11 protein-coding genes and 2 pseudogenes are annotated in these 11,997 nt (G+C 75.1%); 2 read left to right on the top strand and 11 right to left on the bottom strand.

Going from position 1 to position 11,997, the window contains the following annotated elements; genetic code table 11:
* Window positions 1-63 precede the first annotated feature (63 nt).
* The 9 genes from ABVB68_RS27480 to ABVB68_RS27520 all read right to left on the bottom strand — a co-directional run bounded on the left by ABVB68_RS27480 (window position 64) and on the right by ABVB68_RS27520 (window position 9,781).
* The gene (locus ABVB68_RS27480; protein WP_353603836.1) at window positions 64-1,635 is read right to left on the bottom strand and encodes a PfkB family carbohydrate kinase; all 1,572 of its coding nucleotides are present in this window, start codon (window positions 1,633-1,635) and stop codon (window positions 64-66) included.
* The gene (locus ABVB68_RS27485) at window positions 1,632-2,294 is read right to left on the bottom strand and encodes a D-sedoheptulose-7-phosphate isomerase (RefSeq protein ID WP_353603847.1); all 663 of its coding nucleotides are present in this window, start codon (window positions 2,292-2,294) and stop codon (window positions 1,632-1,634) included. Before ABVB68_RS27485 ends, ABVB68_RS27480 begins: the two co-directional genes overlap by 4 nt.
* 89 nt (window positions 2,295-2,383) lie before the next feature.
* Window positions 2,384-3,616, bottom strand: coding sequence for a glycosyltransferase (locus ABVB68_RS27490; protein WP_353603837.1), 1,233 nt, complete (start codon window positions 3,614-3,616; stop codon window positions 2,384-2,386).
* Complete coding sequence (locus tag ABVB68_RS27495) at window positions 3,613-4,575, bottom strand: glycosyltransferase (protein ID WP_353603838.1); 963 nt, start codon at window positions 4,573-4,575, stop codon at window positions 3,613-3,615. Before ABVB68_RS27495 ends, ABVB68_RS27490 begins: the two co-directional genes overlap by 4 nt.
* Complete coding sequence (locus tag ABVB68_RS27500) at window positions 4,572-5,582, bottom strand: glycosyltransferase family 9 protein (RefSeq protein WP_353603839.1); 1,011 nt, start codon at window positions 5,580-5,582, stop codon at window positions 4,572-4,574. The genes ABVB68_RS27495 and ABVB68_RS27500 overlap by 4 nt, the downstream gene beginning before the upstream one ends.
* Window positions 5,579-6,130, bottom strand: a complete 552-nt coding sequence (locus tag ABVB68_RS27505; RefSeq protein WP_353603840.1) for a D-glycero-alpha-D-manno-heptose-1,7-bisphosphate 7-phosphatase — start codon at window positions 6,128-6,130, stop codon at window positions 5,579-5,581. The genes ABVB68_RS27500 and ABVB68_RS27505 overlap by 4 nt, the downstream gene beginning before the upstream one ends.
* Window positions 6,127-7,122 carry a glycosyltransferase family 2 protein gene (locus ABVB68_RS27510; RefSeq protein WP_353603841.1) on the bottom strand — a complete coding sequence of 332 codons (996 nt, stop codon included), beginning with the start codon at window positions 7,120-7,122 and terminating at the stop codon, window positions 6,127-6,129. The genes ABVB68_RS27505 and ABVB68_RS27510 overlap by 4 nt, the downstream gene beginning before the upstream one ends.
* A complete protein-coding gene (locus ABVB68_RS27515) occupies window positions 7,119-8,753 on the bottom strand; it encodes a carbamoyltransferase family protein (protein WP_353603842.1) in 1,635 nt (544 codons plus the stop codon). The genes ABVB68_RS27510 and ABVB68_RS27515 overlap by 4 nt, the downstream gene beginning before the upstream one ends.
* Before the next feature lie 32 nt (window positions 8,754-8,785).
* Window positions 8,786-9,781: an NAD-dependent epimerase/dehydratase family protein gene (locus ABVB68_RS27520; RefSeq protein ID WP_353603843.1), complete on the bottom strand. Its 996-nt coding sequence runs from the start codon at window positions 9,779-9,781 to the stop codon at window positions 8,786-8,788.
* Between the two features lie 420 nt (window positions 9,782-10,201).
* Between ABVB68_RS27520 and ABVB68_RS27525 the strand changes: the two genes are divergently transcribed.
* Window positions 10,202-10,765, top strand: coding sequence for a hemerythrin domain-containing protein (locus ABVB68_RS27525; RefSeq protein ID WP_353603844.1), 564 nt, complete (start codon window positions 10,202-10,204; stop codon window positions 10,763-10,765).
* A gap of 243 nt (window positions 10,766-11,008) precedes the next feature.
* On the opposite strand, the gene ABVB68_RS27530 is transcribed toward ABVB68_RS27525, so the two are convergent.
* Both ABVB68_RS27530 and ABVB68_RS27535 read right to left on the bottom strand, forming a co-directional pair.
* Complete coding sequence (locus tag ABVB68_RS27530; RefSeq protein WP_353603845.1) at window positions 11,009-11,347, bottom strand: DUF3040 domain-containing protein; 339 nt, start codon at window positions 11,345-11,347, stop codon at window positions 11,009-11,011.
* 154 nt (window positions 11,348-11,501) lie between these two features.
* Window positions 11,502-11,615 (bottom strand): annotated as a pseudogene (locus ABVB68_RS27535) (LysR family transcriptional regulator); the annotation flags it as partial.
* Between the two features lie 3 nt (window positions 11,616-11,618).
* Here ABVB68_RS27535 and ABVB68_RS27540 point away from each other — a divergent pair.
* Window positions 11,619-11,804, top strand: a pseudogene (locus tag ABVB68_RS27540) (dehydrogenase); the annotation flags it as partial.
* Window positions 11,805-11,997 lie beyond the last annotated feature (193 nt).

The raw sequence follows: 11,997 nt of genomic DNA on the forward strand, positions 1-11,997 counted from the left end.
CCCTCGAACCCCGCAACGACCGCGCGTTCCGGCGGAACCGCCGGCCCCGGGCGAACTCCGCGGTCACGACGTGCCGCCTGCCGTCCGGGCCGGTGACAGGGCCGCGCGGCGGGCGAGGCCGGTGGTGGAACGGCCGTCCAGGTAGGGCAGCAGCAGGACCTGGCCGCCCCAGCTCTCCACCAGGGCCTGTTCGGGCAGACGGGTGCGTGCGTAGTCGCCGCCCTTGGCCCAGATGTGCGGGCGGAGTGCGCCGAGGATGCGTTCGGGGGTGTCCTCCTCGAAGACGGCGACCGCGTCCACGCACTCCAGGGCGCGCAGCACCCGGACCCGGTCGGCGACCGGGACGAGGGGGCGGCTGTCGCCCTTGGCGCGGCGCACCGAGTCGTCGGAGTTGACGCAGACGATCAGGCAGTCGCCGGCCCGGCGGGCGGCCTGGAGCAGGGCGACGTGCCCGGCGTGCAGCAGGTCGAAGCAGCCGCCCGCGGCGACGACGGTGCCGCCGGCGGCCCGGACCCGGGCGGCGGTCCGCACGGCGTCCGCGGTGTCGTCCGCAGCGGCCTCCCCGGCGTTCCCGCCCGCGCGCACGGCCGCCCCGGTCGCGAGCACCGCGTCCCCGGTCGCGCGTACGGCGGTCCCCGTGGCGTGCGCCGCGTCCGCGCCGGGGTCTCCGTCGGTCCCGGTCCCGGTCCCGGTTCCGGTTCCGGTTCCGGCCTCGGTCCGCGGCTGCTCGGGCGCGGTGATCGCGCGGGCGCCGCCCTCGGCCACATAGCGGGTGGCCGCGTGCACGGCGGCCTGGACGGCGGCCTCGGTCAGGCCGCCGTCGGCGAGCAGTCCGGCCGCGGCCGCGGCGAACCGGTCGCCCGCTCCGCAGGGGTCGCCCGTCGCGGCGGCCGGGGTCGGCACGAGCAGCGGGGTCTCGCCGTGGGAGAGCAGCGCGCCGCGCTCGCCCAGGGTCACGGCGACGGCCCGGGCCCGCCAGGCGCCGACGAGTGCGCGGGCGTCGCGGGCCGCGGTGCGCAGCCCGGCCGGCTCGTCGTGGTCGCGGCCGTCGTCCAGTTGCCGGGCGAAGGCGCGGGCCTCCTGCGCCGAGGGGGTGGCCAGCCGGACGCCGGTCACCGGGGCCCGGCCGCGCACGTGGGGGTCCCACACGACGGGCACGCGGGCGGCGGCGGTGCCCAGGACCGCCCTGAGGACGTCGGCGGTGCCGCGGCCGTAGTCGGCGACCAGGATGCCGCCGGCCCCGGTCACGGCGGCCTCGGCGGCCGCGGTCGCCCCGCGGGCGCGGCCCTCGCCGTCGTCCAGCCGCAGCAGCGGCCGGTCTCCGGCGAGGACGCGGGTCTTGCTGCTGAGCCTGCCGTCCAGGGGCACCTCCACCACGGTGACGCGGCCGGCCAGCAGCTCGCGCACGGTGTGGCTGGCCGGGTCGTCGCCGAGTGCGGTGACGAGGGTGACGGGGCGGCCGTCGCAGGCCGCGAGGCAGGCGGCGAGGGCCGCCCCGCCCGGGCGGGAGCTGCGCCGGGTGTCGTGCACGACGGGCACCGGCGCGTCCGGGGCGAGCCGCTCGGCCCGGCCGCACAGATCGTGGTCGAGCAGGGCGTCGCCCACGACGACCAGGGGGGTGCGCGAGGTCCTCATGCGGGTCCCTTCCTGGGGGCCACGGGTGTGCCGGGCGTGGCCCGGCCGACGGTACGGGCGCGGCCGACGAGCCGGCCGACGACGCTCGGTCTGCCGTCGGCGCCGGCACCGCCGGACCGCTCGGCCTCGCCCTGCTCGACCGCCCGGTCGAAGGCCTCGCAGAGCATGTGCACGGCGACCAGGTGCAGTTCCTGCACCGTGGCGGAGACGCGGGCGTCCACGCACAGCGCCTCGTCCGAACCGAGTTGCAGGGGGTTGGGTGCTCGTCCCGTGAGTCCCCACACCGTCATGCCGAGGCCGTGGGCGCGTTCGGCGGCGGACAGCAGGTTGGCGCTCGCGCCGCTGGTGGACAGCAGCATGAGGATGTCCCCGGGGCGGCCGTGGGCGGCGGTCTGGCGGGCGAACACCTCCTGGACGCCGTAGTCGTTGGCGATGGCGGTGGTGGTGGAGGTGTCGGCGTGCAGGGCGACGGCGGAGAACGGCGGCCGGTCGTCCTGGTAGCGTCCGACCAGTTCGGCCGTCAGGTGCTGTGCCTGCGCGGCGCTTCCGCCGTTGCCCGCGACGAGCAGCCGGGAGCCGCCGCCGAGCCGCCGGGCGAGTTCGGCGCCCCAGCGTTCGATGAGCGGCCCGCAGTCCCGGAACGTCTCCAGGGCCCGCATCAGGTCGTCGCAGTGGGTGGTGGCGACGACGGTCTCCGTGCCGTCCACGGACTTCGTGCCGTTGACGGTCTTCGTGCCGTGGACGGACTTCATCGGACGACTCCCGAGAGCGAGCGGATCGAGGACACGGTGCTGTACGTCCCGGCCACCCCGTCGGCGACGCGGTCCCAGGTGTAGTGGGCGAGCACCCGTTCGCGGCCGGCCGCGCCGTAGCGGGCGAGCCGGTCCGGGTCGGCGAGGAGGGAGCGGACGACGGCGCCGAGGTCGTGGTCGTCGTCGGCCGGGACGAGGACGCCCGTGGTGCCGTCCACGACCGAGTCGAGCTGGCCGCCCACCGCGGTGGCCACGACCGGGGTGGCACACGCCATGGCCTCCAGCGGGACGATGCCGAAGGGTTCGTACCGGGGCAGGGACAGGATGAGGTCGGCGCTGGACATCAGCCGGGGCATCCGGGCCCGGCCGACACCGCCGAGCAGGGTGACGCGGTCCAGGACGCCGTACTCGCCGGCGATGCCGTGCAGGCGTGCCGCCTCCGGGTCGGCGCCGAGCAGGTCGGCCTCGGGGCCGCCGGCGATGAGGAGTTCGGCGTCCGGTACGCCGGCCAGGGCCCGGATGGCGCGGTCGAAGCCCTTGCGGGGGACGAGCCGTCCGACGGCCAGCAGCCGTCTGCGGGCGCCGGGGGGCCGGACCGGGGCGACGGGGGCGAACTGGTCGGGGTCGACGCCGCAGGGTACGACGCTGATCCGGTCCTCCGGCAGCCCCATGGCCTTCAGTTCGGCCACCTCGTCGCTGCAGGTGGCGATGATCCGGGTGCACTCGTGACCGATGGCCTCCTCGATCGCGAGCCGCTCGGCCGGGCTGGAGTCGGCGGCTCCCTGGTAGCGCCGCTTGACCGTGCCGAGTGCGTGGTAGGTCTGCACGACGGGGATGCCGAGGCCCCGGGTCCCGGTCAGGGCGGCCAGGCCGGACATCCAGAAGTGGGCGTGCACCACGTCGGGTGGCTTCGCCGCCCACTGCCGGGCCAGGAAGGCGCCGAACTCGGCCATATAGGGCAGGAGTTCGTCCTTGGGGACGGGTGCGGGCGGCCCGGCGGGCACATGCACCACCTGAACGCCGTCGATCAGGGTCACCCGGTCCGGCAGTCCCGCGGAGTCGCGGCGGGTGTACACGGTGACCCGGTAGCCCTTCCTGGCGAGCTGCCGGGCGACCTGTGCCACGTACACGTTCTGGCCGCCCGCGTCCGGTCCGCCGAGCGCGGCCAGCGGGCTGGCATGCTCGGAGACCATGGCGACGCGCCCGGCCGTGTGCGGGATACGGCTCATCGGGTGACCTCCTTGATCAGGCGCTCCCAGTCGTCCAGGAAGCGCCGCTCTCCGTAGCGGGCCTGTGCCGCGGCCCGGGCCGCCTCGCCGGTCAGGCGTGCGCGGTCGGGTTCGGCGAGGAACGCCCGCACGGCGTCCTCCAGTACGTCGAGGCGGTTCGAGACCACTCCGGCGCCCTCGGGTACGGCCTCGCGGACCTCCGTGGTGTCCAGGGCGACCACGGGCATGCCCAGGAACATGGCTTCCAGCAGGGACAGGCCGAGCGAGGTCCAGCGCACGGGGTGCAGGTAGACCCGGCAGCGGGCCATCTCCCGGTGCAGTTCGTGCTGGGGCAGGTCCCGGGTGCGGCAGCGCTCGGGGGGCAGGCCGAGGTGCTGGGCGAGTCCTTCGGTGCGCATGCCGAAGACGTCCAGGGGCGCGGACCGCGCGAAGCGGGGCAGCAGGTCGGTGCCCGTCGTACGGCCCCTGCGCACGGGCTCGTTGACGACGACCGCCGCGCGCCGCTCGGTGCCGGTCCACAGCCGGCCGGGGTCGATGATGCCGTGCTCCACGACCTCGGTCGGGGCCCGGCCGTTGTCCCACATGAGCCGGTTGAAGTGGGTGACGTGGACGATCGGGATCCCGGGCTGGTCGGCCAGTGGGTGGACCTGCCGTTCGGGTGAGGTGTCGGGGCTGTTGTGCTCGACGTACACGACGGGCACGTCCAGGCCGGGCCGGCGGCCGGTCCAGCGCAGGGCCAGTTCGAGTTCGTGCGGCCGTTGCAGCACGATCAGGTCGATGTCGCAGTCGCGCAGTTGTGCGGGGGTCCGTTCCCGGACGTTTCCGGGCCAGTCCCAGGTCACGGCCCGGCCGAGACCGTCGGGTCCGCGGTCCTCGGTGACCGGGACCAGGTAGGTGTGGGGGCCCTGCACGAAGGCGGTGAGCCACGATCCGTGCACGTGCCAGACGAGGATGTTCATGAGTGCCGCTCCTGTATGAGCTTGTGCACCGCGCGCACCACGTCCTGCCCGGTGACCTCGTCCAGGCAGGGGTGGCCGGGCACCGGGCAGGTCAGGGCCCTGGTGTCCGCGCACGGCGCCGACTGGTCGCCGAGCAGGATGACGGGGACGCCGTACGGCGCCCACCGCCCGGCCGGGACCACCGGCGCGAACAGGGACACCACGGGGGTGCCGACCGCGGCCGCGAGGTGCGCGGGGCCGGTGTTGGCGCTGACCACCACGTCCGCCGTGCGGAGCACCCCGGCGAGGGTGCGCGGGGTCGTGCGGCCGCCGAGGTCCACGGCCCGGCCCGCGGCGACCCGCCGGGTCAGGTCCGTCTCGTCCGGGCCGCCGGTGACGACCACCCGGTGCCCGGCTTCGGCGAGCAGGGCGACGGCCTCCCCGCACCGGTGCGGGCCCCAGGCGCGGGCGGGGGCGCTGGCGCCGGGGTGCAGGACGACGTAGGGGCCGTTGCCGGTCAGGCCGACGGTGTCCGGCGGTGGCAGTACCCGCAGCCGGCCGTCGTCGCCGTGCGGTGGGGGGAAGCCCAGGGCGGCGGCGGCGTCCAGGGCCGCCTCGGCCTCGTGCCGGCCCGGCAGCCGGCGGTGGCGCACGTCGAGCAGCCGCCCGGGGTGGTCGGCGCTGTCGGCGCCGATCCGGCCGATGCCGGCGAGCCGCAGCAGCAGCGCGGCCGGCAGTGGGCTCTGGTGGAAGGAGGTGAGGATCAGGGCGGCCTCGAAGGCGCCGGAGCGCAGCCGCGTGATCAGGGCGCCGATGTCGGCCGGGTCCACCGGGGGCGGTTCGAAGCCCTCCCAGGGGGCCTCCCACACCAGCACCTCGTCGACACCGGGCAGCAGCCGGGCGGCGTCCGCACCCCGTGGGCCGCACAGCAGGGTGAGGTGCGTGGAGCGGGCGGCGACCGCGCGCACGGCGGGGCCGGCGAGCAGCACGTCACCGAAGCTGTCGAGACGGACGACGAGGGATCTCATGACGATCGCGCCCCCGTGGTGGCCGCCCGGTCCTCCAGAGCCCCGCGGACGGCGGTGAGGAGATCGGGGGCGGACTCACTGGCGAAACGTTTCACCTCTTCGGCAGCGGTGGCCGCGTTCGGGACCAGCACGCCCCGCGCGCCGGCCGCCCGGGCGGCCAGGACGTCGGCGGCGATGTCGCCGACCACCACGCACTCGGCCGCACCGACGCCCAGCCGCGCGGCGGCCCGCAGGATCAGGCCGGGCCGGGGTTTGCGGCACGCGCAGCCGGCGTCCGGGGCGTGCGGGCAGAACGTCCAGACGTCCAGGCCGCCGAGCAGTTCGTCGGCGCGCGCGTTGACGCGGCACACCTGCCGGGCGGTGAGCAGTCCGCGCCCGATGCCGGACTGGTTGCTGACCACACCGGTGGCCAGGCCGTGGGAGCGGACCAGCTCCACGGCCCGCGCGGCACCCGGCAGCAGCCGGACCCGGCCGGGGTCGCCGTTGTAGGGCACGTCGGCCACGAGGGTGCCGTCGCGATCGAACAGGACGGCCCGGACGCCGCTCATCGGGCACCTCCCAGCGGTCGGGCGCGCCGGTGGCGCACCACTCCGCGCAGCCAGTGCCGGACGGCCAGCGGCGGGATGAGCACGCTGGTGCCGAGCATCCCGGCGATCTCCCGGGTGGTGCGGGGGCCGGGCAGGATGCGGGCGAGGGCGAACTCGGCGGTGCCGAGCGTCCACAGGGCCGCGCAGACGGTCGCGGCCCGGCGCCGGCCGGCCAGGGCGCAGGAGGCGGCGGCGAGCGCGGCGCCGGTGACCGCCAGGTGGCGGTGCAGCCGGCCGCGGGGCGCCTGGGCGCGGTCCCACCAGTCGCGTCCGTGCAGCCGGTTCATCAGGGCGTCGTCGGCGTTGCCGCGCTGCACGGGCAGCGAGGCCCACCAGTGGGCGGCGCGCACCGGGTGCCGGGTGACCCGCGTGCCGCGGCACAGCGACCAGCCGGCCCGCTGCACCCGCAGGGCGAGGTCGGCGTCCTCGCGGAAGGCCCGGGGGAAGCGTTCGTCGAAACCGCCGACCCGGGTGAGCGCCTGGGTGCGGTAGGCCATGTCGGCGGTGGCCCAGGCGGCGTTCTCCAGGCCCTTGGTGTTGCGTTCCCAGTCGGTGGGCCGGCGGCCCGGGGGCAGGGGGACGCGCAGTCGCCCCTGGATGCCGCCGACGTCCTCGCCGGCCGCCCGCAGGTCCTCTGCGAGCAGCCGGGACCAGTCCGGCAGCACCTGGACGTCGTCGTCGAGGAAGACCGTCCAGGGCGTGCGGACGGTCCGCCAGCCGGCGTTGCGGGCGGCGGCCGGTCCCTTGCCGCAGGTGCGCAGGGTCCGTACCCGGTCGAGCAGTTGGCCGGCCGCCTGCAGCGGCAGGTCGCCGTCCGGCTCGGGCCGGTCGTCCACGACGATCACCTCGTGCGGGGTGTGCCCCGCGGCCTCGGCGAGCGCGCGCAGGCACTCGGCGAGACAGGGGCGGCCGATCGTCGGGACGACGACGGTGTAGGCGGGCGCATCGGTCATGCGAACGCCCTCCCCCGGCGGACGGCGAACGGTCCGAGCACCAGCAGGTCGACGGGCGCCGACCCGAAGCACTCCAGGGCGTCGCGCGGGTCGTCGACCATGGGCCGGCCGGCGGTGTTCAGGCTGGTGTTGACCACCACCGGCAGTCCGGTGCGCCGCTCGAAACCGTCGATCATGCGGGCCACCAAGGGCTCCTGGGTCCGGTCCACGGTCTGGACGCGGGCCGTGCCGTCGACGTGGACCACGGCCGGTATGCGGGCCTTCCAGTCGGCGGCCACGTCGTGCACGAACAGCATGTGGGGGCTGGGCAGCGGTCCGTCGAACAGCTCGGCCGCCCGCTCCGCGAGCACCATCGGGGCCACGGGCCGGAACTCCTCGCGTCCCTTGACCGCGTTGAGCCGTTCCAGGTTGGCCGCCCTGCCCGGGTGGGCGAGCAGCGAGCGGTGTCCGAGCGCCCGCGGCCCGTACTCGCTGCGGCCCTGGAACCAGGCCACGATCCCGTCGGCGGCCAGCGCTTCGGCGGCCGTCTCGGCGATGTCGGCGGGCTCCTCGTACGGTACGGCCGCCCGCTCCAGCCAGTCACGCAGCTCGGTGTCGCTCCAGCCGCGGCCGAGCGCGGCGGTCGGCATCGGCTCCAGGGCGTCCTTCTGGCCGGCGACGTACGCGGCCGCGCCCAGTGCCGTTCCGGCGTCACCGGCGGCGGGCTGCACCCACACGTGGCCGAAGCCGCTCTCCCGCCACAGCCGGGTGTTGGCGACACAGTTCAGTGCGACGCCGCCGGCCATGGTCAGGGCGTCCTCACCGGTGAGCTCGTGCAGCCGGCGGGCGAGCGCGAGCATGGTCTCCTCCAGGCACAGCTGGGCGCTGGCCGCGAGGTCGGCGTGGTCCTGGCTCCAGGCGCCGTCCGCCGGGCGGGGCGGGACCAGTTCGGCCCAGGGCACCGGGCGGGCCCGGAAGCCGCCTCGGTCGTCGGCGTGGACGTAGCCGCGCAGCCGGTCGGCGAAGCGCGGGGTGCCGTAGGAGGCGAGGGCCATGACCTTGAACTCGTCGCTGCTGCGCAGGAAGCCCAGGTGCTGGGTGAGGTCCTCGTAGAACAGGCCGAGGGAGTCGGGCAGTTCCCGGGTGCCGAGGACGGTCAGTTCACGGTTGGTGCACCGGCCGGCCAGGTGGGAGCCGCACTCGCCGCGGCCGTCCAGGACGAGGACGGCGCAGTCGGGGTAGGGGGAGACCGGGCCGGCGGAGGCGCCGTGCGCCACGTGGTGCGGGACGAAGCGGACCTTGGCGGGGTCGAGTCCGGGCAGGGCCTCGGCGAGGAAGCCGGGGGCCAGGCGGGCGTACTCCTGACGCAGCCGGTCCCAGGGGTCGTCCAGGCCCAGCTGCTCGGCGGGCCGGGCGAGCGTGGGGTCGTAGGAGTAGGCGACGGCGTCCAGGTCGGCCGGGGTGAGCCCGGCCTGCTCCAGACACCAGCGGGCCGACTGTTCGGGCAGCTCCCAGGCGGAGAAGGGCACGGGCCGTTTGCCGTGCTTGCGGCGCGAGAACCGCTCCTCCTCCGCAGCCGCCATGACCTTGCCGTCCGTGATGAGGGCCGCGGCGGGGTCGTGGAAGAGTGCGTTGATACCGAGGACGTGCATGCGCTGTCTCCAGGGCGGCGAGGAGGGGCGGGTCAGGGCTGCGAGGGGGCCGGTGCACGGTCCGGGGACCGGGCCGCGAAGTAGGCGATGGTCTGCTTCAGGCCCTCCTCCCAGGGGATCTGGGGCGACCAGCCGAGCAGTTCGCGTGCGAGGGTGGTGTCGGGGCGGCGCCGGCCCGGGTCGTCGACCGGCCGGTCCACGAACGCGATCGGTGAACGGGAGCCGGTCAGCTCGACCACCCGGCGGGCCAGGGCGGCGACGGTGATCTCGTCGCTGCCGCCGATGTTCACCGGCCGCACGGACCGGCTCGACGCGACCCGGAGGATGCCGTCGACCGTGTCGTCCACGTAGCACAGCGAGCGGGTCTGGCTGCCGTCGCCGGCGACGGTCAGCGGCTCTCCGGCGAGCGCCTGGCAGACGAACGTCGGCACCGCCCGGCCGTCGTGCGCGCGCATCCGCGGGCCGTAGGTGTTGAACAGCCGCACGATCCCGGCGTTCGTCCGCCGGGTCCCGGCGTGCGCGGTGACGAGGGCCTCGGCGAACCGTTTGGACTCGTCGTACACGCTGCGCGGCCCGATGGGGTTCACATTGCCCCAGTAGCCCTCGTGCTGCGGGTGCACCAAGGGGTCGCCGTACACCTCGGAGGTGGAGGCGAGCAGGAAGCGTGCGCCGTCGCGTGCGGCCACGTCCAGGAGGTTGCGGGTGCCGAGACTGCCCACGTCGAGGGTTTCCAGCGGCAGGCGCAGGTAGTCGACGGGCGAGGCCGGGCAGGCGAAGTGGAGCACCAGGTCGTAGGGGCCGGACAGCCGCTGCGGGCAGTCGGGTGCCGAGACGTCGCAGTGCACGTACCGGAATCCGGGCCGGCCCTCTAGGTGGGCCACGTTCTCTCGGCGGCCGCATACGAGATTGTCGGCGCAGTCGACTTCGACCCCTGAATCCAGCAGCCGTTCGCACAGATGGGAGCCGAGGAAGCCGGCGCCGCCGGTCACGAGCGCGCGCCGCCAGGGCAAGGGTGTGTCTCCGGTCATCGGGGGTGTCCCTTCGTCCACGTCGTCCGCGCCCCGGAACGCTCCTGTGCGGGCGTTCGGCGCGTGCCGCACCGCCGGGTCAGGCGTCGTCGGCCGATTCGGAAAGGATGGGTCAGGGTCCGGGGTCCCGGGGATTCGGGGACCGCCCTGGTCGGCCGCCGCTGGCTGGACGGCACTGGCAGCTTGGGTTCCCCTGCCAGTTGGATTCACACGATGAAGCCATTGTCCAGAATGTCGGGTGCTTGCGCGACCCAGACGGCCCGTTACCACGGCTCGGAGCGCGGCGCACGGCGGGAAGGCACGGCGAGTGAATCGCCGTGGCGCGGGGGTGATCGCCGTGTATCGCGTGGTGGGCGGGGCACTCGGCTCGGCGATGGCCGGCCGCTCAGGGCCGCCGCGATGTTCGCAGGAGGTATCGCCATGGGACACGGCGGAAACGTCATCCAGGAGCTGACGACCGATCACCGCGAGGTCGAGGAGTTCTTCGGCCGCTTCAAGGCGCTGCCGCCCGGCTCCGAGCAGCGCAAGGACATCGCCGACCAGGTCACGATCGAACTGGTCCGGCACTCGGTGGCCGAGGAGGTCTACCTGTACCCGGCGGTGCGCGAGCACCTGACGGGCGGCGACGCACTGGCCGACAGGGAGATCGAGGATCACGCCAAGGCCGAGCGGATCATGAAGGACATGGAGGGCTGCGAGGCGAACGATCCGCGGCTCGACACGCTCATGGCCAAGCTGATGACCGAGATCCGGGCACATGTGGCCGACGAGGAGCAGAACCTGTTCCCGCGGCTGGAGGCGGCCTGTCCCCCGGACGCGCTGATGGAGCTCGGTGACAAGGTCCGCCGCGCGAAGAAGATGGCCCCCACCCGTCCGCACCCGTCCGCACCGGACACTCCCCCCGCCAACAAGCTGCTGGCACCGGGGTTGGGCCTGGTGGACCGGATGCGCGACGCGCTCACGGGACGGGGCAAGGAGAGCTGAGCGAGCGACGGGTCTCCCGCCGCTTCGGGGTTGCCGGCCGCCCGGCTCCCGACCACCGAGACGAGGCCGGAGGCCGGAATCCGGGCGGCCGGGCACACGGGCGGTCGGCTCACGACTGAGGGACGCACCAGCGCGTGGCGGTACGCCGGCTCAGGGACGGTCTGGTGGTACGGCTCAGCGGCTCCGCGCTACCGGCTCAGCGGTACGACTTCGCAGTACGGCTCAGCGGCTTGACCGGGCGACTCAGGGCCGGCGGGTGATCCGGGTGACCGCCCGGCGGCGGCCGCAGGTCGCCCGGCACAGCAGGCGGAACGCCTGGAAGAGGGTCAGCGGCCACAGCACCGCGAAGCACCACAGCAGCGACGGATCCGAGCTGCGGATGCCCATGACTGCCACGAACACCGACGCGGCCCCCAGCAGCAGCACCGCCACCGGCAGCCGTCTCCCGCGGCGGGCCGCACCCATGCGGCGGGCGAACCTGCGGTCCTGCCGCAGGTCCGCCTCGATACGCAGCAGCGTGAGCCGTTCCCGCGGCGACAGCCGGACCTCGTCGTGCATCTCCCACATCTCCCAGTCGTCCACGGCAGCGACACCTCCTGCGCCGGTCGGCGGCCTCCGCACGCCCAGGGCGGACGGGTTCCCCGGACGGCCCGGCCGATGCGGCGACCGCGCTCCGCGCCGGGCCCGGCCATGTCGGAGCCTTCGAAGAGACGGAGACGCCGGAGAAGCGAGGTCTTCACAGACGGCTCGGGATGCGGACGAGTCCGGCGACGGCCGCGGACCGGCTGTGCGGTGGCCACGCGATGACCGTCGTGACCTCCGGCGCGTCCAGCACCGGCACGGCGGCGAGGGAGAGCTGCGGGACACGAACATCCTGGTCAACGCCGCCTGTCCCGGCTACTGCGCGACGGACCTCAACGGGTTCCGCGGCGTCCGCACCCCGGAAGAGGGCGCGGCGATCGCGATCCGCCTCGCGGCCCTGCCCGACGACGGCCCGACCGGCCGGTTCTTCGACGACGACGGAGAGGTGCCCTGGTGACATCCGTCGGCGAGATTCGGCGAGACGGCGACCGCGAGCGCGACCGGCACGCCCTCGGCCACCTGAGGACTGCCCCGTGTACCGAACTTCACGGTGGCGCGGCCGGTGTGGGGTTCAGTTCTGGGTGAGCATGCCTTCGCGCAGGCGGGCCAGGGTGCGGGACAGCAGCCGGGAGACGTGCATCTGGGAGACG

This window comes from Streptomyces sp. NPDC096012, assembly GCF_040426375.1.
Lineage (GTDB): Bacteria > Actinomycetota > Actinomycetes > Streptomycetales > Streptomycetaceae > Streptomyces.

Excerpts from the sequence above, each read along its gene's own strand:
- ABVB68_RS27480 (WP_353603836.1), bottom strand. The coding sequence starts at position 1,635 with ATGAGGACCTCGCGCACCCCCCTGGTCGTCGTGGGCGACGCCCTGCTC.
- ABVB68_RS27485 (WP_353603847.1), bottom strand. The coding sequence starts at position 2,294 with ATGCGGGCCCTGGAGACGTTCCGGGACTGCGGGCCGCTCATCGAACGC.
- ABVB68_RS27490 (WP_353603837.1), bottom strand. The coding sequence starts at position 3,616 with ATGAGCCGTATCCCGCACACGGCCGGGCGCGTCGCCATGGTCTCCGAG.
- ABVB68_RS27495 (WP_353603838.1), bottom strand. The coding sequence starts at position 4,575 with ATGAACATCCTCGTCTGGCACGTGCACGGATCGTGGCTCACCGCCTTC.
- ABVB68_RS27500 (WP_353603839.1), bottom strand. The coding sequence starts at position 5,582 with ATGAGATCCCTCGTCGTCCGTCTCGACAGCTTCGGTGACGTGCTGCTC.
- ABVB68_RS27505 (WP_353603840.1), bottom strand. The coding sequence starts at position 6,130 with ATGAGCGGCGTCCGGGCCGTCCTGTTCGATCGCGACGGCACCCTCGTG.
- ABVB68_RS27510 (WP_353603841.1), bottom strand. The coding sequence starts at position 7,122 with ATGACCGATGCGCCCGCCTACACCGTCGTCGTCCCGACGATCGGCCGC.
- ABVB68_RS27515 (WP_353603842.1), bottom strand. The coding sequence starts at position 8,753 with ATGCACGTCCTCGGTATCAACGCACTCTTCCACGACCCCGCCGCGGCC.
- ABVB68_RS27520 (WP_353603843.1), bottom strand. The coding sequence starts at position 9,781 with ATGACCGGAGACACACCCTTGCCCTGGCGGCGCGCGCTCGTGACCGGC.
- ABVB68_RS27525 (WP_353603844.1), top strand. The coding sequence starts at position 10,202 with ATGGGACACGGCGGAAACGTCATCCAGGAGCTGACGACCGATCACCGC.